The sequence below is a fragment of the Bordetella genomosp. 2 genome, assembly GCF_002261345.1.
Taxonomy (GTDB): Bacteria; Pseudomonadota; Gammaproteobacteria; order Burkholderiales; family Burkholderiaceae_B; genus Bordetella_A.
The window spans coordinates 1,073,588-1,097,353 of record NZ_NEVT01000003.1 but is presented as its reverse complement, the minus strand read 5'-3'; the positions used below and the strand labels follow the sequence as shown (position 1 = coordinate 1,097,353).

17 protein-coding genes are annotated in these 23,766 nt (G+C 69.7%); 13 read left to right on the top strand and 4 right to left on the bottom strand.

Features of this window, described 5'->3' with window-relative positions; translation table 11 throughout:
• Positions 1 to 38: 38 nt before the first annotated feature.
• Complete coding sequence (locus CAL24_RS07310; protein WP_094806221.1) at positions 39 to 3,635, bottom strand: YhdP family protein; 3,597 nt, start codon at positions 3,633 to 3,635, stop codon at positions 39 to 41.
• Positions 3,636 to 3,715: 80 nt separating this feature from the next.
• Here CAL24_RS07310 and glnE point away from each other — a divergent pair, with 80 nt between their 5' ends.
• A complete protein-coding gene (gene glnE, locus CAL24_RS07305; RefSeq protein ID WP_028354149.1) occupies positions 3,716 to 6,520 on the top strand; it encodes a bifunctional [glutamate--ammonia ligase]-adenylyl-L-tyrosine phosphorylase/[glutamate--ammonia-ligase] adenylyltransferase in 2,805 nt (934 codons plus the stop codon).
• Between the two features lie 35 nt (positions 6,521 to 6,555).
• Positions 6,556 to 7,230 carry an epoxyqueuosine reductase QueH gene (locus CAL24_RS07300; RefSeq protein ID WP_028354150.1) on the top strand — a complete coding sequence of 225 codons (675 nt, stop codon included), beginning with the start codon at positions 6,556 to 6,558 and terminating at the stop codon, positions 7,228 to 7,230.
• 20 nt (positions 7,231 to 7,250) lie between these two features.
• Here the strand turns inward: CAL24_RS07300 and CAL24_RS07295 are convergent, their stop codons facing one another.
• Positions 7,251 to 8,660 carry an FAD-binding oxidoreductase gene (locus CAL24_RS07295; protein WP_094806513.1) on the bottom strand — a complete coding sequence of 470 codons (1,410 nt, stop codon included), beginning with the start codon at positions 8,658 to 8,660 and terminating at the stop codon, positions 7,251 to 7,253.
• 7 nt (positions 8,661 to 8,667) lie between these two features.
• Positions 8,668 to 9,348: an aspartate/glutamate racemase family protein gene (locus CAL24_RS07290; protein ID WP_094806219.1), complete on the bottom strand. Its 681-nt coding sequence runs from the start codon at positions 9,346 to 9,348 to the stop codon at positions 8,668 to 8,670.
• 151 nt (positions 9,349 to 9,499) lie between these two features.
• On the opposite strand from CAL24_RS07290, the gene CAL24_RS07285 reads away from it, so the two are divergent.
• The 8 genes from CAL24_RS07285 to CAL24_RS07250 all read left to right on the top strand — a co-directional run bounded on the left by CAL24_RS07285 (position 9,500) and on the right by CAL24_RS07250 (position 17,032).
• Positions 9,500 to 10,441, top strand: a complete 942-nt coding sequence (locus CAL24_RS07285; RefSeq protein WP_028354153.1) for a LysR substrate-binding domain-containing protein — start codon at positions 9,500 to 9,502, stop codon at positions 10,439 to 10,441.
• Between the two features lie 122 nt (positions 10,442 to 10,563).
• Positions 10,564 to 11,490: a dihydrodipicolinate synthase family protein gene (locus CAL24_RS07280; protein WP_249278484.1), complete on the top strand. Its 927-nt coding sequence runs from the start codon at positions 10,564 to 10,566 to the stop codon at positions 11,488 to 11,490.
• A 12-nt stretch (positions 11,491 to 11,502) separates the two neighbouring features.
• Positions 11,503 to 12,984 carry a dihydropyrimidinase gene (gene hydA / locus CAL24_RS07275; RefSeq protein ID WP_094806215.1) on the top strand — a complete coding sequence of 494 codons (1,482 nt, stop codon included), beginning with the start codon at positions 11,503 to 11,505 and terminating at the stop codon, positions 12,982 to 12,984.
• Positions 12,985 to 12,988: 4 nt separating this feature from the next.
• The gene (locus tag CAL24_RS07270; RefSeq protein WP_094806214.1) at positions 12,989 to 13,936 is read left to right on the top strand and encodes an N-carbamoyl-D-amino-acid hydrolase; all 948 of its coding nucleotides are present in this window, start codon (positions 12,989 to 12,991) and stop codon (positions 13,934 to 13,936) included.
• A 10-nt stretch (positions 13,937 to 13,946) separates the two neighbouring features.
• Positions 13,947 to 14,801: a transporter substrate-binding domain-containing protein gene (locus CAL24_RS07265; RefSeq protein ID WP_028354157.1), complete on the top strand. Its 855-nt coding sequence runs from the start codon at positions 13,947 to 13,949 to the stop codon at positions 14,799 to 14,801.
• A gap of 52 nt (positions 14,802 to 14,853) precedes the next feature.
• Positions 14,854 to 15,600: an amino acid ABC transporter ATP-binding protein gene (locus CAL24_RS07260; protein ID WP_028354158.1), complete on the top strand. Its 747-nt coding sequence runs from the start codon at positions 14,854 to 14,856 to the stop codon at positions 15,598 to 15,600.
• Between the two features lie 19 nt (positions 15,601 to 15,619).
• Entirely contained in the window at positions 15,620 to 16,297 is a 678-nt protein-coding gene (locus CAL24_RS07255) for an amino acid ABC transporter permease (RefSeq protein WP_094806212.1), read from the top strand.
• Between the two features lie 60 nt (positions 16,298 to 16,357).
• Complete coding sequence (locus CAL24_RS07250; RefSeq protein WP_094806210.1) at positions 16,358 to 17,032, top strand: amino acid ABC transporter permease; 675 nt, start codon at positions 16,358 to 16,360, stop codon at positions 17,030 to 17,032.
• Positions 17,033 to 17,070: 38 nt separating this feature from the next.
• Here CAL24_RS07250 and hrpA read toward each other — a convergent pair whose 3' ends face one another.
• The gene (hrpA, locus tag CAL24_RS07245; RefSeq protein WP_094806209.1) at positions 17,071 to 20,955 is read right to left on the bottom strand and encodes an ATP-dependent RNA helicase HrpA; all 3,885 of its coding nucleotides are present in this window, start codon (positions 20,953 to 20,955) and stop codon (positions 17,071 to 17,073) included.
• Positions 20,956 to 21,034: 79 nt separating this feature from the next.
• Here hrpA and CAL24_RS07240 point away from each other — a divergent pair, with 79 nt between their 5' ends.
• From CAL24_RS07240 to CAL24_RS07230, 3 genes are all read left to right on the top strand, one after another.
• A complete protein-coding gene (locus CAL24_RS07240) occupies positions 21,035 to 21,814 on the top strand; it encodes an SDR family oxidoreductase (protein WP_028354162.1) in 780 nt (259 codons plus the stop codon).
• 160 nt (positions 21,815 to 21,974) lie between these two features.
• The gene (gene argA / locus CAL24_RS07235; RefSeq protein WP_094806207.1) at positions 21,975 to 23,333 is read left to right on the top strand and encodes an amino-acid N-acetyltransferase; all 1,359 of its coding nucleotides are present in this window, start codon (positions 21,975 to 21,977) and stop codon (positions 23,331 to 23,333) included.
• A gap of 90 nt (positions 23,334 to 23,423) precedes the next feature.
• Positions 23,424 to 23,696 carry an oxidative damage protection protein gene (locus tag CAL24_RS07230; protein ID WP_028354164.1) on the top strand — a complete coding sequence of 91 codons (273 nt, stop codon included), beginning with the start codon at positions 23,424 to 23,426 and terminating at the stop codon, positions 23,694 to 23,696.
• Positions 23,697 to 23,766 lie beyond the last annotated feature (70 nt).

The window sequence follows — 23,766 nt, the reverse complement described above, 5'->3', positions numbered from 1 at the left end:
GCACCCGGAACGGGCCGGCGGGATCCGGCAAGGCCGGCTCAATGCTCGATGTGGTCCTCGACCGGCTTGGGCGTCTGCTGGGCCTTGGACTCGACCGGCGCCAGCTTGGGGTCGTCCCATGATCCGGTCACCGTGTACTCCATGGTCATGGCGCGCGCCAGTGGCTGCTTGAGCAGCCACTGGGTCACGAAAGCGCCCAGGCCGATCAGCGGGTTGACCGCCAGCGCGGTGGCCACGGCCGCGCCGCTGGCGTCCAGGTTGGGGATCACCACCGCGTTCAGGTCCCAGCGTTCGGCGATGATGTCGGTGTCGCCGGCCAGCACGATGGTCGCGACCGGGCCGTTGAGCTTGTAGCCCTCGGTGTGCAGGATGCCGCGGCTGAGCGCCATGTCGCCGCGGATGGTGTCGAACGGGAAGCCGTCGCGCAGCAGGTTGGCCGGATTGAATTCCAGCTTGGCCAGGCGCTGCACCGATTGCAGCGAGAGCAGCTCCAGCAGCCGGGCGCTGCGCGAATTGACGTTCAGGAAGCGGCCGTTGTCCAGGCTGATGCGCGCCTGCCCGTCGATGTTGGCGAGATTGTGCGTCCAGGGCAGGTCGCGCCAGGTCAGCTTGCCATGCACCGAACCGCTGCCGCCGGCGACCATCTGCTTGTAGCCGATACGGTCCATGAACCCGCCCAGGTCCTTGAACTGGGCCGTGGCCTCGACCGACAGGCCGCGCTGGGCGCCGTCGAGCCGCCAGTTGCCCGACGCGTCGAGGGTGGCGCTGTCGTTGGCGATGCGCAGCTTGTCCAGGCGCCACAGCCGCCCCCGCTCGAGATTGGTGCCCAGCAGTTCCAGCGCGCCGACGTCGCGGCCATAGAGGGAAAAATGCTCGGCGCGCAAATCGACGGCGGGAATGTCGGACAGGTCGTCATCGGCCATGGGCGTGTCGTCGGCCGGCGATTCCGACGCTTCCTCGCTGCCCAGCGCCAGGTGCGACAGCCGCGCCGTGACCTGGCCGGCGATCGCGCCGGAGGCCTCCTGCCACGCCAGCGATCCGGCCGCCTGGCGCGAACGCAGGTCGACCTGCCAGTGCGCCGGCTGCGGCCGGGTGGCATGCAGCGTGAGCTCGTCCAGGTCCCACCCCGCCACCCGCAGCCGCGCGGTTTCGAGGTCGATGCGGCTGAGTTCGGGAAGCACGCGGCCGTCCTGCTTGCCGTCCTGCGCGGGCGCGGCGCTGTCGGCCACCGTTTCCCACGCATCCAGGTCCAGTTCGGGCGCGGCGATATCCACCGCCAGGCCGGCGGCGGGCAGCGCGGCCGCCCGGCCGACACCCAGCGCGCCGCGCGGGAAATACGGGCCGCCGCGCGCGCCGCGGGTGTGCTCCAGCAGGAGCGTCATGTCGCTCCCCAGGGCGACCGACAGCTGGTCGCGGCCGGTCGCGCCGGCGGCCGGGCCCCAGCGCGCCTTGAGCGGTCGCGCGGCGGCGCGGGCCTTGCCCACCGGGGCCGGCAGGTCGATGCCCAGGCCGGCGAGATCGGATTCGACGGCAATATCCAGCGCCCCGCCGGCGCCGTACGACAGTTGCCCGCGGTACGGCGTCTGGCCGGAGAAACGCGCCATGACCGGGCTGTCGGCCAGCTGCTTGAGGCCCGCGGCGGTCAGCGTGCCGTCGAAGCGCAGCGCATCGCCGCGCTGCTCCAGCTGGCCGGCGATGCGCGCCGGCCCGCCCAGGAATTCGGTGCGCACGCCGTCGGTGCGCACGCCCCGCTCGGAAAAATGCAGCTCGCCCTGCGCCTGGCGCAATTCGGGCATCTCCGGCACGAAGCGGAACGTGTCGCCGCCGAACACGATGCGGCCGTCGACCTTGGTTTCCTCGGCGTCCAGCAGCGGCACCTCGAGCTTCAGCGGCACCTGCCAGGATCCGCTGCCCTGCGCCTCATCCAGGGCGCCGTCGAGCAGGCGGCCCAGCGGGGAGTTGTCGACCAGCGCCAGATACGCGGGCACCGGCCCCGACGTCGCGCCGTCGATGTACAGCGTGGCGCGCTCTTCCATGTTGGGGATGGACGCGGTGACCGCCCCCAGTTCCACCGTATGTCCTTCACCGGTGCGGATGATGGCGCCGCCGGGGCTGTCGACCGACAGGCTGACCTTGTCCACCGCGAAATGGCCCGCCAGGTTCTCCAGCCGGGGCCAGCCCTTGCGGTCGCCGCGCGCCGGCGCGTAGTCGACAATGGCGCCGTCGTAGGCGCCGGCGATGCGGAACTGGCCGGTGTCGTCGGGCCGGCCGAAGGGAAAATCGTCGAGGTCGCCCTTGACCGTCACCGAGGCGTCGCGCGCCTGGCCGGCCGGCAGGCCGCGCGCCAGCCATTCGCGCGCATCGGCATTGACGGTCAGCGGCAAGTATTTGTGAATGGCCGGCATCGCCGCGCGCGCCAGGTTGCCGCCGAAATCGGCCGTGCCGGCCGCGGTCCTGCCCTGCGCCGTCCAGCGGCCGTGCAGGCGCGCGTCCAGGTCGGCATTGACGATGTCGAGCTGACGCACATCCACGACCGCCGGCTGCTGCGCCGGGCGCCGCACGCTGGCGTCGACGCGCACCGTGTCGGCCTGCAGCAGCGCAGGATCGAACAGCCCCGGCAGGTCGATGCGCAGGCCCGCCAGTTCGCCGCGCAGCGCAAGGCCGGCACCGTCGCCGCCGGGCGCCAGCGGGATGTCGGCGAACTGCACCACGGCGCCTGGCGGCCCTTGCAGGCGCAGCGTGCCCTCGTCCAGGCCGAACCCCGCGGTTGCTCCTTCGGCCTGCCAATGCACGCCACGCACCGAGGTGTCGACCGTCACATCCGTCACCGTGCCCTGGTCCAGGGTCAGCCAGGCGCGCGCCGCCGCCCGCCCGGCCACCGGCGGCACCGCCAGCCAGGGCGCCCAGGCGGACGGCTCGGCATCGTTGACCTCCGCATACAGCTCGCCGGTGAAGCGCTGCTGCCCGGTCAGCAACGGGTTGCGCGCGAAGCGGCCGCGCAGCGACAGGTCGCGCGCCAGGCCGGCGGGCGGCTCGGCGCTCAAGGCGAAGCGATGCGACAAGGCGCCATTGTGCAAGCGCAGGTTCACGTTGCGCAGGGCGATATCGGGCGCGCCGCGCCGTTCGTCGCGCCAATGCAGCGTGGCGTCGACCAGCGCGATGTCGCGTTGCCCGGCCAGCCATTGCAGCAGTCGCGGCGGGCGGCCGTCGCCGGCGGCGTCCAGGTCCACCGAGCGGCCGGCCACCCACAAGCGGTTGCCGGCATCGCGCCGCAGCAGCAGTTCCGGCCCCTCGATGCGCAGGCTGAGCAACGTCGGCGAGAGCAGCACGACGCTGCGCCAGCCCAGCACCGCCGAGACCGACGGCAAGGCCAGCACCGGTTCGGGCTGTGTGTCGTGGATGGCCACGCCCGTGAGTGTCAGGCGCGGGTTCAGGCCGCGCCAGTCCGCCTCGATGCGGTCGATCGAGACCTGGGCCCCCAGCGCTTCGCTGGCGTAGGCCTCGATGCGCGGGCGCCACTGGTCGATGTCGGGCAGCACCCAGTACCGCAGTCCGAGCAGCAGAAGCGCCGCGACGATGTAGACGGCCAGCACGCTCCAGAGCAGACAGCGGATGACTTTGGCAGACAAGGACACGGATCAGTGGGCAGCGAAGGCGTCTTGGGGTATCGTCCCCTTATACCCGAAACGCGCTCTCCCGTCTGCCTGTTCGCATCATGCCCGCTTCCCTGCTCGCCCCCGCCCTGGCCTGGTCCGGCTACCTGCGCCGCCGCGTCGATGCCCACCCCGACCTGGCCGCCTGGCTGGAAACCGCCGCGCGCCATCCGGTCACCCCCAACGCGCTGGCGTCCTGGCAGGCCGAACTGGCCGGCGCCGGCGCGCCGGACGTGCTGCCGGTGGCGCTGTGCCGGGAAACCCTGCGCAAGCTGCGCGAACGGACCTTCGCCGCCCTGATGGTGCGCGACCTGGCCGGCCTGGCCGACCTGGAAGAGGTGGGCGGCGCCATGACGGCGCTGGCCGACCTCGCCGTGGCCGGCGCCTACCGCAGCGTGGCGGCCGAACTGGCCGCCGTGCACGGCATCCCGCGCGACCCGGCCACCGACGCGCCCCAGGAAATGCTGATCGTCGGCATGGGCAAGCTGGGCGGCGGCGAACTGAACGTATCGTCCGACATCGACCTGGTCATGCTTTATGGCGAGGAAGGCGAGACCGACGGGCCGCGCCGCATCAGCCACCACGAGTTCTACGGACGCCTGACGCGGCGCATGATGCCGGTGCTGTCCGAAGCCGACGAACACGGACAGGTGTTCCGCACCGATCTGCGGCTGCGCCCCGATGGCGACGCCGGCCCGCCGGCCTGGAGCCTGGACGCGTTCGAGCACTACCTGGTGGCCCAGGGCCGCGAATGGGAACGCTATGCCTGGCTGAAGGCGCGGCTGATCCCGGCGCAGGCCTTCCCCGACAGCGACGCCGCGCCGCAGGCGCGCCAACTGGAAAGCCTGCGCATCCCGTTCGTCTACCGCAAGTACTTCGACTTCGACGCGCTGGCCTCGCTGCGGGCGCTGCGCGAGCGCATCCGCCAGGACTGGCAGCGGCGCGCGCTGGCGCGCAACGGCGTGGACAGCGCCAACAACATCAAATTGGGCGACGGCGGCATCCGCGAGATCGAATTCGTGGTGCAGTTGTTCCAGCTGGTGCGCGGCGGCCGCATGCCGGCGCTGCAGCGCCGCGGCCTGCTGCAGGCCCTGCATGCGGAGCGCGCCGCCGGCCTCATCAGCGCCGACGACGCGCAGCGCCTGGAACAGGCCTACCGGTTCCTGCGCCGCGTCGAACACGCGCTGCAATACCGCGAGGACGAACAGACCCATCTACTGCCCGGCGACCCCGGCCAGCGCGCGCAGCTGGGCGCGGCGCTCGGTCTGGAGGCCGGCGAATTCGAGCGCACGCTGGCCGGGCACCGCGCCTTCGTTTCGCAGATGTTCCGCAACGCATTCCGGCTGGCCGGCATGGGCGACGCGGAGGACAGCGGCACGCCGTCCATGGCGGTGGCGGCCGCGGCGGGCGGCAATGGCGACGCCGAAAGCCAGTTGGGCGAGCAGATCCGCCAGGCCTACGGCGACGCGGCCGACGACCTGCTGCGCCGCGCCGAATCGCTGCTCGACAGCCATCGCGTGCGCAGCCTGCCCGAGAGCAGCCGGCGCCGCCTGGAGGCCCTGCTGCCGGCGGCCCTGGCGGCCGCGCGCCAGACCGGCGCGCCCGCGCAGGCCGCGGTGCGCCTGCTCGACTTGATCGAGGCCATCGCGCAGCGCAGCGCCTACCTGGCCCTGCTGGCCGAGTTCCCCGACACCCTGGCGCGGGTCGCCCGCATGGTGGCCGCCAGTCCGTGGGCGGCCCAGTACCTGACCCAGCACCCGCTGCTGCTCGACAGCCTGATCGACTGGCGCACGCTGTTCGAGCCGCTCGATTTCGCGCAGATGGCGCAGCAGTTGGCGGCCGACCTGGACGCCTGCCGGCTGACCGACGGCGAGCCGGACATCGAACGCCAGATGAACCTGATGCGCGATGTGCAGCGCCAGGCCAGTTTCCAGCTGCTGGCGCAAGACCTGGAAGGCGAGCTCACGGTCGAGAAACTGGCCGACCAGCTTTCCGCGCTGGCCGACATGCTGCTGGCCGAGACGGTGCGGCGCGCCTGGCCGCTGGTCAACAAGCTGCCCGGCGCCGAGCCGCGCTTCGCGGTCATCGCGTATGGCAAGCTGGGCGGCAAGGAACTTGGCTACGCCTCCGACCTGGACCTGGTGTTCCTGTTCGACGACCCGCGCGAGGATGCGGCCGAGGTCTACGCCAAGCTGGGCCGCCGCATGACCTCCTGGCTGTCCACCATGACCTCCTCCGGGCGGCTGTACGAGACCGACCTGCGCCTGCGCCCCGATGGCGAGGCCGGCCTGCTGGCGGTCTCGGTCGAGGCCTTCGAGCAGTACCAGCTCAAGCATGCCTGGCCCTGGGAACACCAGGCGCTGACGCGGGCCCGCTATGCGGCGGGCGATACCGCGGTGGGCGCGCGCTTCGAGCGCATCCGCGCCGAGGTGCTGGTGCAGCCGCGCGACACGGCGGCGCTGCGCCGGGAAGTGCTGGCCATGCGCGACAAGATCAGCGCCGGCCATCCGAACCATAGCGGCGACTTCGACCTGAAGCACGACCGCGGCGGCATGGTGGACGTGGAATTCGTGACCCAGTACCTGGTGCTGTGCCATGCCGGCACGCACCGGGTGCTGGTCAACAACCTGGGCAACATCGCCCTGCTGCGCCTGGCCGGCGAGGCCGGGCTGATTCCCGCCGAGCTGGCGCAGCGGGCCGGCGACGCCTACCGCACGCTGCGGCGCACCCAGCACCAGCTGCGCCTGCAGGGCACCGAAAAGGCGCGGGTGCCGCAGGACCAGCTGGTCGACGAGCGCGCGGCGGTCGACGCGCTATGGCGCGCGGTGCTGGGAGACAACCCGGCGGCGGCGTCCAACCCGGCGTAAAATAACGGTTTTTACCGCTGCAATACTGCTTCGCCATGTCCGAATTCGTGCGCCCCAAACTCGAACTGCCCACCGGCCGCCGCAAGGTGCTGCTGCATTCGTGCTGCGCGCCCTGCTCCGGCGAGGTCATGGAAGCCATGCAGGCCTCCGGCATCGACTATTCCATCTTCTTCTACAACCCCAACATCCACCCGGTCAAAGAGTACGAGATCCGCAAGCAGGAGAACATCCGCTTCGCCGAGCAGCACGGCATCGAGTTCATCGACGCCGACTACGACATGGACAACTGGTTCGAGCGGGTCAAGGGGCTGGAAAACGAACCCGAGCGCGGCGAACGCTGCACCGTGTGCTTCGACATGCGGTTCGAGCGCACCGCGCTGTACGCGCACGAGCATGGCTTCGACACCATCACCAGCTCGCTGGGCATCTCGCGCTGGAAGGACATGAACCAGATCAACGGCTGCGGCGAGCGCGCGGCGGCCCGCTACGACGACCTGGTCTACTGGACCTACAACTGGCGCAAGGGCGGCGGCTCGCAGCGCATGATCGAGATCAGCAAGCGCGAGAACTTCTACCAGCAGGAATACTGCGGCTGCGTGTATTCACTGCGCGACACCAACCGCCACCGGCGCTCGCAGGGCCGCGACCGCATCCACATCGGCGTGAAGTTCTACGGCAAGGACGAACTGGTCGACAAGACCACGCTGTAGCCGCGTCGCGGCAGGCCGGGCTACAGCAGCTTGCCCGGGTTCATCAGGTGGTTCGGGTCCAGCGCCCGCTTGATCATCCACATCAGGTCCATTTCCACCGGCGACTTGTAGCGCCGCAGTTCGTCGCGGCGCAATTGCCCCACGCCGTGCTCGGCGCTGATGCTGCCGTCGAGCTGCGCCACCAGGTCGTGCACCCGGCGGTTCAGGGCGGCGGTCAGCCGCGCGTATTCCGGCGCCGCCACATCCGGCGGCAGCAGCACGTTGTAGTGCAGGTTGCCGTCGCCGATGTGGCCGAAGTTCACCACCGGCAGCGCGGGGAATTCCGCCGCCAGCGCGGCACCCGCCTCTTCCACGAAAGCGGCCAGGCGCGACACCGGCAAGGCGATGTCGTGCTTGACCGCCTTGCCCGCGCGCACCTGGGCTTGCGAGATGCCCTCGCGCAGCCGCCACATGGCCCGCGCCTGCGCTTCATTCATCGCGATGGCGCAGTCCTGCAGCAGGCCTTCCGCCAGCGCCGCGCCGGCCGCCTGCTCCATCAGGGCGGACAGCCCGGACGGTTCGGTGTCGGTCAATTCGAACAGCACGTAGTACGGGTGGCGTCCGGCCAGCGGGCTGGACGCGCCGCTGACGTGTGCCAGGACCAGTTCCAGGCAGCTGGCCGACATCATCTCGAATGCGGTCAGGCGTTCGCCGCAGGCCGCCTGCAGGCGGGTCAGCAGTTGCACCAGCGCAGGCAGCGTGGCGGCGCCGCCCCAGGCCGTGGCGCGGCCGGCCGCGGCCGGATACAGCTTCAGCACGGCGCCGGTGATGATGCCCAGCGTTCCTTCCGAACCGATGAACAGGCTGGTCAGGTCATAGCCGGTGTTGTCCTTGCGCAAGCCGCGCAGCCCGTTCCAGATGCGGCCGTCGGGCAGCACCACCTCCAGCCCCAGCGCCAGGTCGCGCGCGTTGCCGTAGCGCAGCACCGCCGTGCCGCCGGCATTGGTGGCCAGGTTGCCGCCGATGGTGCAGCTGCCTTCCGCGCCCAGGCTGAGCGGGAAGAACCGGCCGGCGGCGCGGGCGGCTTCCTGCACCTCGGCCAGCAGCACGCCGGCATCGGCGCACAGGGTATTGTTGACCGGGTCGACCTCGCGGATGCGCTTCATGCGATTCAGGCTCAGGATCACCTGGGCGCCGCTGCCGTCCGGCGTGGCGCCGCCGCTCATGCCGGTGTTGCCGCCCTGCGGCACCACCGGCGTGCGGGTCTGGTGGCATAGCTGCATCACCGCCGACACTTGCGCGGCGTTGCGCGGCCGCGCCACCACCGCCGTGCTGCCCTGCCACTTGCCGAGCCAGTCGCGCACGTAGGCTGCCTGGCCCTCGGCATCCAGCACCAGCCCGTCGTCGCCCACCAGATGCGTCAGGCGCTCTATCAGCTCCGGAATGCGCATGGCGGCCTCAGGCACCATGCCAGTTGAGCCGGATGCGGCCGAGCGCCAGCGCGGTGGCCGCCTGGGTCGGCTCGACCACCGGCACGCCCAGTTGTTCCTGCAGCCAGCCGCGGTACGCCGCCATGCCGGCGCAGCCCAGCACCAGCACGTCGGCCTGGTGCTCGTCGCGCAGGCGCCGGCCCACCTGCAGCAGGCGCTCGCGCGTGCGCGCGGCGTCGGACAGCTCCACCACGCCCAGATCCAGCGGCAATTCGGCCGCCACCCGCCCGGCCAGCCCCATGGCGCCGAACATGCGGCCATGGCGCGCCAGCGATTGGCGCAGGATGGCGATGACGCCCACGCGCTGCCCCAGCGTGAGGGCGGTCAGCATGCCGGACTCGCTGATGCCGAGCACCGGCTTGGCGGTCGCCTCGCGCACCGCGTGCAGCCCGGGATCGCTGAAACAGGCGATCACGTAGCCGGCGGCCGCCGCGCCATGCCTGGCGTCCAGCTCGCGCACCAGGCGCACCAGCGGCAGCGTCACGCTTTCCACGTCCAGCTGGGTCTGCACCCCGGCCGGCCCCTCGGCCAGCGTCAGGCACTGGATGCGCGGACCGTCGCCCATGCGCAGCGGGTCCAGGGCGGCGTCGAACGCATCCGTCACCGCCTGGGTGGAATTGGGATTGATGACAAACAGGGTCTGTTCCATTCGGCTGTCCTCGACGGGCGCATCGGCCGCGCGGCCGCATTGCGTACGGCAAGCAGTCTAGCCGTGCCGGCCGATAAGCAAGTATTGTCGATTTGTGCGACACCCTTAACCCTTTGTTATGTAGCATTCGGCCCAGGGAGGCCCACCCGTCATGCAATTGAATCTCCGGCAGATCGAAGTCTTTCGCGCTGTCATGACCACCGGTTCGATCAGCGGCGCCGCCAAATTGCTGTTCGTCTCGCAGCCCGCGGTCAGCCGCCTGCTCTCGCACACCGAGCAGCGGCTGGGGTTCACCCTGTTCGAACGGATCAAGGGACGCCTCTATCCCACGCCCGAGTCGCGCCAGCTGTTCCGCGAGGTCGAGGCCGTGTACGCCGGCGTGCGGCGCGTCGGCGAGCTGGCCTCGGAACTGGCCGAGCGGCGCAGCGGCATCCTGCACCTGGTGTCCAGCCCGAGCATCGGGCACATGCTGATCCCGTTGTCGATCGCGCGCTTTCGCGCCACCCATCCCGACGTCAAGGTCACATTCCAGCCGCTGACCTACCAGCCGCTGACGCAGATGCTGCTGGACAATCACGCCGAACTCGGCGTGGTCATCCTGCCGGTCCAGCACCCCAACCTGCTGTCGCAGCCGGTCGGCCAGGCGCGCCTGGTGTGCATCTGTCCCTACAACCATCCGCTGGCGCACCGTTCGCTGCTGTCGATCGCCGACATGCAGCCGTATCCGCTGATTTCGTACGGCATCCACACGCCGTTCGGCACGCTGGTCGAGGAAATGTACCGGGAGGCCGGCCATACGCGGCGCCTGGCGGTGGAAGTCAGTTCGCCGCAGAACGCCTGCTCGCTGGTGCAGGCCGGCGCCGGTATCGCCATCGTCGACGAGTTTTCCGTCAAGAGCCGCGGCTCGGGCGACCTGGTGGTGCGGCCCATCGACCAGGCCAAGATACTCACCGCCAACCTGGTGCAATCGCGCTTCGAGCCCTTGTCGCAGCTGGCGCAGGATTTCGTCGACGCGCTGCGCCGCACCCTGCGCGAGCAGGGCTTCGAGCTGACGGAGCCAATGCGGGAAAGCCCTGCCAAGGGTAAACCTTGACTTAACAGGCTGTTATACAAAGGCAATAAAAAAGCAAGTGGAGGTCTAAAACTTCCGCATTAGGATGACATCCGAAACGCAGTTGCCGATTTCGGTTTTCCACGCATCCTGATGGAGAGATGATGGCCGCCATACCCGACGCCCAGGGCGTCTTCACCATTTGCCCGACGCCCTTCGACGATGCGCTGGCGGTGGACACCGACAGCATCCGCTCGCTGGTCGACTTCCTGCTCGAGACCGGCGTCACCGGCCTGGCCATCCTGGGCTTCCTGGGCGAGCTGCACAAGCTGTCGAGCGCCGAACGCCGGCAGGTGCTGGAAACCTTCGTCAAGCATACCGACGGCCGCGTGCCGGTCTGGGTCGGCGTGCGCGCCCACGGCATCGCCGGCGCCATCGAGCAGGCGCGCGAGGCGCAGGACCTGGGCGCCGACGCCGTGTTCGCCGCGCCGCTCGACAACGCCGGCGACGCGCTGCTGTTCGACTACTACAAGGCGGTCGCCGACGCGGTGAAGATTCCCGTGGTGATCCACGATTTTCCCGACTCGTTCGGCACCGAGATCCGCCCCGAAGTGGTGGCGCGGCTCGGCCGCGAGGGCGGGGTGCACATGATCAAGATGGAAGAGCCGCCGGTGGCGCAGAAGATCAGCCGCATCCGCGAGCTGGCCGGCGACGAGGCGATGAAGATCTTCGGCGGCCTGGGCGGCGTGTACTTCCTGGAAGAGCTGCAGCGCGGCGCCGTCGGCACCATGACGGGCTTCGCTTTCCCGGAGATACTGGTGGCCATCTACGAGCGCTATGCCAGCGGCGACCACGCCGGCGCGGCGGCGGTGTTCGACCGCTACTGCCCGCTGATCCGCTACGAATTCCAGCCCAAGATCGGCCTGGCCCTGCGCAAGTACGTCTACCAGCGCCGCGGCGCCATCAAGAGCCACGCCCTGCGCGCCCCGGGCATGCGCATCGACCCGGCGACCGCCGCCGAACTGGAAGCCACCGTGCGGCGCGTCGGCCTGGCGCTGGCGGCCGGCGGCCGCCAGGACATCTCGGCCTGAGGGGCGGCAGCCATGACCGACACTCCCTTCGACCTGACCATCCGCAACGGCCGCATCAGCACGGCCAGCGACACCTTCCACGCCGACATCGGCGTGCGCGACGGCGTGATCGCGGCGCTCGGCCCGGGACTGCCGCCCGGCCGCCGCGACATCGATGCGGCGGGCCGCTGGGTGCTGCCCGGCGGCATCGACAGCCACTGCCATGTCGAGCAGCTGTCGGGCATGGGCATCATGTGCGCCGACGATTTCTACAGCGCCACCGTGTCGGCGGCGTTCGGCGGCACCACCTGCATCATCCCGTTCGCCGCCCAGCATCGCGGCGACAAGCTGCCCGAGGTGGTGGCCGACTACGCGCGGCGCGCCGCCGAGAAGGCGGTGATCGACTACGGCTTCCATCTGATCCTGTCCGACCCCACCGAACAGGCCTTGCAGCGCGACCTGCCGGAGCTGATCAAGAGCGGCATCACCTCGTTCAAGGTCTTCATGACCTACGACCGCATGAAGCTCGACGACTACCAGCTGCTGGACGTGCTGGAAGTGGCCGACCGCGAAGGCGCCCTGGTCATGGTCCACGCCGAGAACAACGACATGATCCGCTGGGTGGCGCGCCGCCTGGTCGAGCGCGGCATGACCGCGCCCAAGTACCACGCGGTGGCGCACACGCCGCTCGCCGAGAGCGAGGCCACCCACCGCGCGGTGGCGCTGGCGCGCATGATGGACGTGCCGATCCTGATCGTGCACGTGGCGGGCCTGGAAGCGGTGCAGGTGGTGCATTCGTCGCAGGCTCTCGGCCTGCCGATCCACGCCGAGAGCTGCCCGCAGTATCTGTTCCTGGAGGCGGGCGACATCGACCTGCCCGGCCTGGAGGGCGCCAAGTACTGCTGCAGCCCGCCGCCGCGCGACGCGGCCTCGCAGCAGGCGGTGTGGCAGGGCCTGACGGACGGCACGCTGCAGCTGTACTCCTCGGATCACGCGCCCTATCGCTATGACGCCAGCGGCAAGCTGCCCAAGGGCGACCAGACCACCTTCAAGGACGTCGCCAACGGCGTGCCCGGGCTGGAGGTGCGCATGCCGCTGCTGTTCTCCGAAGGCGTGCTGGCCGGACGCATCTCCATCGAGCGCTTCGTGGCGCTGACCGCCACCAACCACGCGCGCACCTATGGGCTGTACCCCAGGAAAGGCACCATCGCGGTGGGCGCCGACGCCGACCTCGCCATATGGAACCCCGAGCGCGAAGTCACGATCTCCACCCGCATGCTGCACGACAACGTGGGCTACACGCCGTACGAGGGCAAGACCGTGCGCGGCTGGCCCGAAGTAGTGGTCAGCCGCGGCCGGGTCGCGGTCGAGGATGGCGAACTGAAGGTCGAGCGCGGCAGCGGCCGGTTCCTGCAACGCGGCACGCCCGAACCCGTATTGCGCCAGCGCCTGAACGGCAACCCCAACGCGCTGGTGCGCAAGTACTTCACGAACAGCCTGTCCAGACAAGGATGATTCCATGAGCAAACGTCCGTTCGGCCTGGCCGTGGCCCAGATGGGGCCGGTCCAGCCCCAGGAAACGCGCAGCCAGACGGTCGCCCGGCTGCTGGCGATGATGCGCGAGGCCCACGCGCGCGGCGCCCGCCTGGTGGTGTTCCCCGAGCTGGCCCTGACCACCTTCTTCCCGCGCTACTGGATGAGCGACGAAGAGGCGATGGAACGCTACTTCGAGAAAGAGATGCCGGGCCCGCAGACCCGCATCCTGTTCGAGACGGCGCGCGGGCTGGGCATCGGCTTCTACCTGGGCTATGCCGAGATCGCCGCCGACGGCCGGCGTTTCAACACCAGCATCCTGGTCGACGCGGAGGGCCGCATTGTCGGGCGCTATCGCAAGATCCACCTGCCGGGCCACAGCGACCACAAGCCGCAGGCGCCATTCCAGCACCTGGAGAAGAAGTTCTTCGAAGTGGGCAATGAAGGCTTCAACGTCTGGGAAACCATGAATACCCGCATCGGCATGTGCCTGTGCAACGACCGCCGCTGGACGGAAACCTGGCGCGTGATGGCGCTGCAGGGCGCCGAGATCGTCGCGCTCGGCTACAACACGCCCTCGGTGAACATCCACTGGAATGAACCGAGCCACCTGCGCATGTTCCACCATCTGCTCAGCCTGCAGGCGGCCGCCTACCAGAACGCGGTATGGGTGGCGGCCGCCGGCAAGGCCGGCATCGAAGATGGCAGCCACCTGATCGCCGGGTCGGCCATCGTCGCGCCGACCGGCGAAATCGTGGCGCAGGCGCAAAGCGAGGAAGACGAGGTGATCGTCTGCCAGGCCGACCTGGCCCTGGCCGACACATTCAAGCAGCACATCTTCAACTTCGCGGCCCATCGCCGGCCGGAGCACTACGGCCTGATCCTCGAGCGCACGGGCGCCGGCCCGGCGCTGGGCAGCGCCCCTCTTCCGTAAAGGACCCGACATGAACCGCCTTACCCGCACCCTGACACTGGCCGGCCGCTGCGGCCTGATGCTCTGGCTGGCCGCCGCCGGCCATGCCCATGCCGAACGCCCGCTGACCAGCGGCGTCGACGCCACGTTCGCGCCGCACGCCATGCCGAAGCTGGGCGGCGGCCTGGACGGTTTCAACATCGAGCTGGGCCAGGCGCTGGCCAAGCAGCTGGGCACCACCATCAACATCGAAGGCACGGAGTACGCGGCGCTGATCCCCGGGCTGAACGCCAAAAAATACGATTTCGTGCTGGCGCCCACCACCGCCACCGAAGAGCGCGCCCGCGCGCTGCTGTTTTCCGAGGGGTATCTGAACACCGACTACACCTTCGTGGTGCCCAGGCAGGCCGCCGACATCAGCGGGCTGGGCGACCTCAAGGGCAAGAAGCTGGCGGTGAACAAGGGCTCCGCCTACGAGCACTGGGCGCGCGACAATGCGCAGAAGTACGGTTTCACCTATGACGTGTACGCCTCCAACGCGGACGCGGTCCAGGCCGTGCAGGCGGGCCGCGCCGACGCCAACCTGGCCGGCAACACCGTGGCGGCCTGGGTCGCCAAGCAGAATCCGGCGGTGCGCACCACCTACACCATCGAAACCGGCCTGGTCTGGGCGCTGGCGTTCCGGCTGGACGACAAGGCCGGCCGCGACCGCGTTTCCATGGCGCTGAAATGCCTCAAGCAGGACGGCACCGTCGCCAAGCTGGCACAGAAATGGTTCGGCTTCACGCCGGCGCCCGGCTCGGCGGCCGTGACCGTGGCGCCCGGCCAGGGCGTGCCGGGGCTGCCCGGCTACGACGCCACGCCGGCCGAACTGCGCTGCAACTAGCACGGGCGCGCGGGCCTGCCGCGCGCCGCCCCGTCATCACGAGGAGCATTGCATGGACGAACCGATCCTGAAGATCGCCGGCCTGTACAAGGCCTATGGCGACAATCCGGTCCTCAAGGGCATCGACCTGGACGTCGCCAAGGGCGAGCTGGTCTTCATGATCGGCCCGTCCGGCTCCGGCAAGAGCAGCCTGCTGCGCTGCTGCAACCGGCTCGAAGAGCCGACCGCCGGCACCATCCATGTCGACGGCGACGAGATTACCGCCGCCGACGCCGAGCTGAACCGCATCCGCCAGAACATCGGCATGGTGTTCCAGCATTTCAATCTGTACCGCCACATGTCCGTGCTGTCGAACATCACGCTGGCGCTGCGCAAGGTGCAGAAGCTGCCGCGCGCCGAGGCCGACCGGCGCGGCCTGGAAGCGCTCGAGCGGGTCGGGCTGGCGGACAAGGCGGCCGCCTACCCCGATCAATTGTCGGGCGGCCAGCAGCAGCGCGTCGGCATCGCCCGCTCGCTGGCGCTGCGGCCCAAGGTGGTGCTGTTCGACGAGCCCACCAGCGCGCTTGACCCGGAACTGGTGGGCAGCGTCCTCAACGTGATGCGCGAGCTCAAGCAGGACGGCATGACCATGATGGTGGTCAGCCACGAAATGGGCTTCGCCAAGGCGGCGGCGGACCGGGTGGTCTTCATGGACGGCGGCGTGATCGTCGAGCAGGGCACGCCGCAGCAGGTTTTCAATCACCCCAGCCAGCCGCGCACCCAGGCCTTCCTGGCGCGCATGGCCGAACATGCCGCCTGAGGCGGCCGCGACGACGCCGATGGATCTCAACGCCCTGCTGTTCTCCTTCTTCAACGCCGAAATCGCCTGGCGCTACCTGCCCGATATCCTGGCGGGCATGTGGGTGACCCTGCAGCTCGGCCTCGCGGTGGCCGTCACCGGCGTGCTGCTCGGCCTGGCGCTGGCCGTGCTGCGCGCCGCGCGCATCGGGCCGCTCAGCTTCCTGATCGTGTGCTTCGCCGACATCCTGCGCGCCCTGCCGCCGCTGGTCGTGATCATGATGCTGTTCTTCGCCTTCCCGTACATCAACCTGGCCATGCCGGCCTTCACCGCCTGCTGGCTGTCGCTGTCGCTGGTGCTGGCCGCCTTCGCCGAGGAGATTTTCTGGGCCGGCATTCTGTCGGTGCCGCGCGGCCAGGGCGAGGCGGCCCGCTCCACCGGGCTCAACTGGCTGCAAAGCATGGCCTACGTGATCATGCCGCAAGCCTTGCGCCTGACGGTCGCGCCGCTCACCAATCGCGTCATCGCCATCACCAAGAGCACGGCGCTCGGTTCCGTGGTCGGCCTGAGCGAAGTCCTGAACAACGCCCAATCGGCCAGCAGCAACGCGGGCAACGCCACGCCGCTGACCCTGGCGGCGGTGGCCAGCCTGCTGATCTTCGTGCCGGTCGTGCTGCTGGGCCGCTGGACCGAGACCCGCTTCAAATGGAAGCACTGATACCAATACCGGCCGGCCGCCACGCCGCGGCGGCGCGCTGCACGGCCCGGGGGAAACGGCATGGATGAAATCCTGCAGAACTTCTTCAACCTGAATGTCTACAAGAACGTCGCGCCCTACCTGCTGCAGGGCCTGGGCCGCACGCTGCTGCTGTCGGCCCTGGTCATTCCGGTGGGCCTGGTCTCGGGCCTGCTGATCGGCGTGCTGTCGATCACTCTCAAGCGCCGCTGGGCGCGCCTGCTGCTGGCGGTCTACATCGATTTCTTCCGCGCCCTGCCGCCGCTGGTGCTGCTGATCTTCATCTACTTCGGCTCGCCCTTCCTGGGGCTGGAACTGCCCAAGCTGCTGGCGGTGGCGATCGGCTTCATGCTGAACAACTCCTCCTATTACGGCGAAGTGTTCCGCGCCGGCCTGGAAAGCGTGCCGCGCGGCCAGATCGAGGCCGCCCGCTCCACCGGACTGTCGAACTGGCAGGCGCTCTGGTATGTGCAGATTCCGCAAGCCGCCCGCAATGTCATGCCGGACCTGATCAGCAATACGCTGGAAGTGGTCAAGCTGACCACGCTGGCCAGCGCCGTGGCGCTGCCCGAGCTGCTGCGCGTGGCGCGCGACGCCCAATCGCTGGTGTACAACCCCTCGCCCATCGTGCTGGCGGCGCTGTTCTACCTGGCCCTGCTGTGGCCGGTGGTGCGCCTGCTGAGCAGGCTGGAGCACCGGCAACTGCCCGCGCGATGAGCGGCGCGGGCAGCGCGAGGCCCTTGGGGGCAGCGGCCTTAGCGCCGCATCGACTCCCAGGCCTTGGCCAGCCGCTTGACCGACACCGGCATGGGCGTGCGCAGTTCCTGGGCGAACAGCGCCACCCGCAGTTCTTCCAGCAGCCAGCGGAACTCGTCCAGGCGCGGGTCAGGGGCGCCTTTCAGGGCGGCGCGGGCGCGTTGGTACTGGGTCAGCAGCGGCGCCATCTCGGCCATCAGCCGCGCATCGCGCGCCGGATCGGCGCGCAGCTTGTCGATGCGCGCCACCGCCGCCTTCAGGTAGCGGGGAAAATGCGCCAGCTGCGCATGCGGCGTATCGCGCACGAACCACTTGGGCATGAGCGCGCCGATCTGCTGCTGCAGGTCGGCGTAGGCGGCCGCATGCGGCTTGGCCTGCGGCAGCTTGCGCTGCAAGGCGGCGTACTCCGCCAGCACCGCGTGCGCCAGGCGCGCCGCTTCCTGGGCCAGCAGGCCCAGGCGGCCCTTGCCTTCCTGGCGGCGCGCCTCGAAGGCCTCGGCGTCGGCCGGCCAGGGCTCGGCCAGGCAGGCTTGGGCCAGGGCGCAATCGATGATCTGGTCGCGCAATTCCTCCTGCGTGCCCAGGTTCATGTAGAACATGCTCATTTTGGTCAGGTCGGGCAGGTTCTTCTCGAGGAACTTCACCTGCTCGCGCAAGCCCAGCCGGAACAGCTTCAGCAGCCCGGCGCGATGATGGCGGCGCGCCTCGTCGGGGTCGTCGAAAACGTCCAGGTCGCAATGCGCGCCCCGGTCGACCAGCGCCGGGTAGCCGATCACCGACTGGCCCTTGCGCTTGATCTCCATGATCTCCGGCAGCGGGCCGAACGACCACGACGTGAGGTTCTCGTGCGCCAGGGCTTGCGCCACCTCGGTGTCGCGCACCGCCAACTGCTGGAACGTAGCCTGCGCCTGCTTGCCGAATTCGGCCTTGAGCTGCGCCAGGTTGCGGCCGGCCGCCAGCATGCGGCCGTGCTCGTCCACCACCTTGAAATTCATGAACAAGTGGGCCGGCAGGGTTTCCTGCTTGAAATCGCCCGGCGCGGGGCGCACCTGCACCTGCTCCCACATGTCGGCGATCAGCGCGTCGACCAGGCCGCGCTGCGGGTCGGCCAGCCGCTCGAACCAGCGCTCATAAAAGCCCGCGGCATAGTCGGGCAGCGGCACGCAGTGGCGCCGCAGTTTCTGCGGCAGCGACTTCAGCAGCAGATGCACCTTTTCCTTGAGCATGCCGGGCACCAGCCATTCGCAGCGCGCCGGGTCGATCTGGTTCAGCGCGAACAGCGGCACCGATAGCGTCACGCCGTCGCGCGGCGAGCCCGGCTCGAAATGGTAGTCCAGCGGCATGGTCACGCCCTGCCACTCGACCTGCTTGGGGAACACGTCGGTGGTGACCCCGGCGGCCTCGTGCCGCATCAGCTCGTCGCGCGTCAGCAGCAGCGCGGCGGCGGCCTGCTTGTCCAGGCCATGCACCCATTTTTCCAGCGTGGCGGTCTGCGAAATGCCGTCGGGCAACTGCCGGTCGTAGAACGCGTAGATCAGCGCGTCGTCGACCAGGATGTCCGGCCGGCGCGCCTGGTGTTCGAGCTTCTCGATGCCGGCGATCAGCTTGCGGTTGTGCGCCACGAACGGCAGCCGCGTGTCGATCTCGCCAGGCACCAGGGCCTCACGGATGAACAGCTCGCGCGCATGCTGCGGGTTGACGCGCCCGTAGTGGACGCGGCGGCCGGCATAGACCACCAGCCCGTAGAGCGTGGCGCGCTCGTTGGCCACCACCTGCCCGGCCTTCTTTTCCCAACGCGGATCGGACCAGCTGCGGCGCAGCAAGTGCGCGGCGACCCGCTCGAGCCAGGTCGGCTCGATGCGCGCCACGCAGCGCGCGTACAGGCGCGTGGTCTCGACCAGTTCGGCCGCCACGATCCAGCGGCCGCCCTTCTTGGCCAGGCGCGAGCCCGGATGGATGTGGAAGCGGATGTCGCGCGCGCCGCGATACATGCCGCCCTCGTCGCCCTTGAAGCCGATATTGCCCAGCAGGCCCGACAGCAGCGCCAGGTGCAGCTGCTCGTAGGTGGCCTCGGCCTGGTTGACGCGCCAGCCCTGCTCGCCCACCAGCGCGGCGAGCTGGGTATGTACGTCATGCCATTCGCGCAGCCGGACGGGCGACAGGAAGTTCTGGCGCAACAGCGCCACCAGCTTGCGCTGCGACGCCTTGTGCTGCACCTGCTCGCCGTACCAGCGCCACAGCTTCAGGAAGGAGACGAATTCGGATTTGTCGTCGGCGAACTTGGCATGCGCGGCCTCGGCGGCCTCGCGCTCTGCCATGGGACGGTCGCGCGGGTCCTGCACCGACAGGGCCGCGGCGATGATCAGCATCTCGGTCAGGCACTGCTGTTCGCGGGCGGCCAGGATCATGCGGCCGATGCGCGGATCGACCGGCAGCTTGGCCAGTTCGTGGCCGGTGCGCGTCAGGACGAAGGAAGAGCCCGTGCGCGCGCCCTCGCCGCCTTCGTCGGCATCCTCGTCGGGCACGGCCAGCTCGATCGCGCCCAGCTCCTGCAGCAGGTGATAGCCGTCGGCGATGGCGCGGCCGGGCGGCGCCTCGACGAAGGGAAACTGCTCGATGTCGTCCAGCTTCAGCGACTTCATGCGCAGGATCACCGACGCCAGCGAGGAACGCAGCACCTCCGGGTCGGTGAACGGCGCGCGCGCGTTGAAATCGGCTTCGTCGTACAGCCGGATGCACACGCCCGGGCCCACGCGCCCGCAGCGACCGGCGCGCTGGTTGGCCGAGGCGCGGCTGATGGGCTCGATGCGCAGCTGCTCGACCTTGTTGCGCCACGAGTAGCGCTTGATGCGCGCCAGGCCGCTGTCGACCACGAAGCGGATGCCGGGCACGGTCAGCGACGTCTCGGCCACGTTGGTGGCCAGCACCACGCGCCGCGCATTGCCGCGCGGATGGAAGATCTGTTCCTGCTCGGCCTGCGACAGGCGCGCGTACAGCGGCAGTATCCCGGTGCCGGCCGGATGGTGCTTGCGCAGCGCCTCGGCCGCTTCGCGGATCTCGCGCTCGCCGGGCAGGAACACCAGCACGTCGCCCGGGCCATGGCGGGCGCACTCGTCGACCGCGTCGACGATGGCGTCGATCAGGTCGCGCTCTTCGTCGCCGGCCAGGCGCTCGCGGTTCGGCCGCGCCCCGCTGGCGGCGCCGTCCTCGGCGTCGTCCTGGCGCACCGGCCGGTAGCGCACTTCGACCGGATAAAGCCGGCCCGACACTTCGATGACCGGCGCCGGCGCGTCCTCCGCGGCGGCGAAATGGCGCGCGAAGCGCTCGGCGTCGATGGTGGCCGAGGTGATGATGACTTTCAGGTCGGGCCGCCGCGGCAGCAACTGCTTCAGGTAGCCCAGCAGGAAGTCGATGTTCAGGCTGCGCTCGTGCGCCTCGTCGATGATGATGGTGTCGTAGCGGCGCAGCAGCGGGTCGCGCTGCGACTCGGCCAGCAGGATGCCGTCGGTCATCAGCTTGACCGAGGCGTTGGGGCCGGTGCGGTCATTGAAGCGCACCTGGTAGCCCACCACCTCGCCCAGCGCCGTGTTCAGCTCTTCGGCGATGCGCCTGGCCACCGACGTGGCGGCCAGCCGGCGCGGCTGCGTATGGCCGATCATGCGCTGGCGGCCGCGCCCGAGCTCCAGGCAGATCTTGGGCAGTTGGGTGGTCTTGCCGGAGCCGGTCTCGCCGCTGACGATCACCACCTGGTGCGCGGCGATGGCGCGCGCGATCTCGCCGCGCCGCGCGCTGACGGGCAGGTCTTCGGGATAGGTGATGGCGGGAATGGGCCGCTCCGGGCGCGGCGCGGCGCCGCGCGCGGGCGGTCGGGAGACTTCGGGCATTGGGTGCGTTCTATTCTATGAACACCTATTATAAAAATTTGTGATCTCGCCGCAGCGGCGGCCTTACTGGAGGATAGCGATGGATCTGGGTATCGAGGGCAAGCGCGCGCTGGTGTGCGCATCGAGCAAGGGGCTGGGGCGCGCCTGCGCCCTGTCGCTGGCGCGCGAAGGCGCCGAAGTGGTGATGCTGGCGCGCGGCCAGGAAGCGCTGGAGGCGGCCGCCGCCGCCATCCGCGCGGAAACCGGCGCGCGCGTGACGACCGTGGCCGCCGACATCACCACGCCGGCGGGCCGGGCCGCCGCGCTGGCGGCCTGCCCCGCCCCCGACATCCTGGTCACCAACGCCGGCGGCCCCAAGCCCGGCGATTTCCGCGACTGGTCGCGCGACGACTGGGTGGCGGCGCTGGACGCCAACATGCTGACGCCCATCGAGCTGATCCGCGCCACGGTGGACAAGATGATCGAGCGCCGCTTCGGACGCATCGTCAACATCACTTCCGCCGCAGTCAAGATGCCGATCGACATCCTGGGCCTGTCCAACGGCGCGCGCACCGGCCTGACCGGCTTCGTGGCCGGGCTGGCGCGCCAGGTGGCGGCGCACAACGTCACCATCAACAACCTGCTGCCCGGTCCCTTCGCCACCGACCGCCTGACCCAGACGGCCGCCAAGACCGCCCAGGACACCGGCCGCAGCGTCGCCGACGTGATGGCCGCGCGGCAGGCCGGCATCCCGGCGCGGCGCTTCGGTGATCCGGCCGAGTTCGGCGACGCCTGCGCGTTCCTGTGCAGCGCCCAGGCCGGCTTCATGACCGGCCAGAACCTGGTGCTGGACGGCGGCCTGTACCCCGGCACCCTGTAGGGCCGGCCCTACAGTGTTGCGCGCACGCCCGCCCGCGCCAGAACGGCGCGGGCAAACCGGGCGCGCAGTCCTATAATTTCCGCGAGCGCCGCGTACCGCGGCGCCGGCCGCGCCCGCGGGGCGCGCCCACCGACTGCTCAGGAAGCCCTTCCGCCACATCATGCCCGACCTGGAACCCGACACCGTTTCCGCCCAAGATGCCCCCGAATTCGCCCCCGCGCAATTCGTCCGATGGTTCCGCGAAGTCGCCCCCTACGTACATGCCTTCCGCGGCAAGACTTTCGTGGTGGCGTTCGGCGGCGAGCTGGTGCAGGCCGGCGCCCTGAATGCGCTGGTGCAGGACTTCTCCCTGTTGTCGGCGCTGGGCGTGCGGCTGGTGCTGGTGCACGGTTCGCGTCCGCAGGTCAACGAGCAGCTGCGCCTGAAAGGCTACACGCAGCAATTCGACCGCGGCCTGGCGCCCACCGACCCGGCGGCACTGGAATGCGCCAAGGAGGCGGCCGGCGAGATCCGCCTGGACATCGAGGCGGCCTTCAGCCAGGGCTTGCCCAACACGCCCATGTCGCATTCGCACATCCGGGTCATCTCGGGCAATTTCGTCACCGCCCGGCCTACCGGCGTGGTGGACGGCATCGACTACAAGCATACCGGCCAGGTCCGCAAGATCGACGTCGACGCGCTGAAGTTCGCCATCGAAAAAGGCTCCTCGGTGGTGCTGCTTTCGCCGCTCGGCTTTTCCCCGACCGGCGACGCCTTCAACCTGGCCATGGAAGAACTCGCCACCAGCGTCGCGGTGGCGCTGCGCGCCGAGAAGCTGATCTTCCTGTCCGGCTCGCCCGGCGTGCTGCTGCCCGACGGCTCGGTGGATACCGAGCTGGCGCGGATCGACGCCGACGCGCTGCTGCAGAAGGGCGACCTGGACGAAGACACGGCCTTCTTCCTGCGCCACGCCTCGCTGGCGGTCAAGCGCGGGGTGGCGCGCGCCCACGTGGTGCCGTACGCGCTGGACGGCAGCGTGCTGCTGGAGATCTTCACCCACGACGGCGTGGGCACCATGGTGGTCGAGGACACCCTCGACGACCTGCGCCCCGCCACCCTCGACGATGTCGGCGCCATCCTGAGCCTGATCGAGCCGCTCGAAGCGGACGGCACCCTGGTGCCGCGCCCGCGCAGCGTGATCGAGCGCGAAGTCGAGCGCTTCACGGTGCTGGAGCACGACGGCGTCATCTACGGCTGCGCCGCCCTGCATCCCTATCCCGACGAGCACATGGCGGAAATGGCCTGCCTGATCGTGCATCCCGAATGGCAAGGCTCCGGCGAGGGCGAATTGCTGTTGCGCCACATGGAATCGCGCGCGCGCGCCATCGGCGCGCGGCGCCTGTTCGTGCTTACCACCCGCACTTCGCACTGGTTCATGAAGCGCGGCTTCGTGCCGGGCGGCATCGCCGACCTGCCGCGCGAGAAGCAGAACAACTACAACCGCTCGCGCAACAGCCTGGTTTTCATCAAGAAACTCTGAGCGGCCCCGGGTTTGTAACCGCGGCCGGGCGGCAAGCCGGGCCGCAGGCCGCTAAAATGGCAAGTCCATCATTGAAACCGGCAGCGAACCATGTCCCGTACCGTCAACTGTGTAAAACTCAAGCGCGAGGCCGAAGGGCTGGACTACCCGCCCTATCCCGGCGAACTCGGCACGCGCATCTGGCAAAGCGTCTCCAAGGAAGCCTGGGAAGACTGGAAACAGGTGCAGACCCGGCTGGTGAACGAAAACCGCCTCAACCTGGCCGACGCCCGGGCCCGCAAGTACCTGCAGCAGCAGATGGAACGCTACTTGTTCGAAGACGGCAGCGTCGAGGCCCAGGGCTTCGTGCCGCCGTCGGCCTGAACCGTCGCCGCAAGCCGAAGGCCGCCCCGAGGGGCGGCCTTTTCATGGGCGCGAACCGCGCGACCGCCGC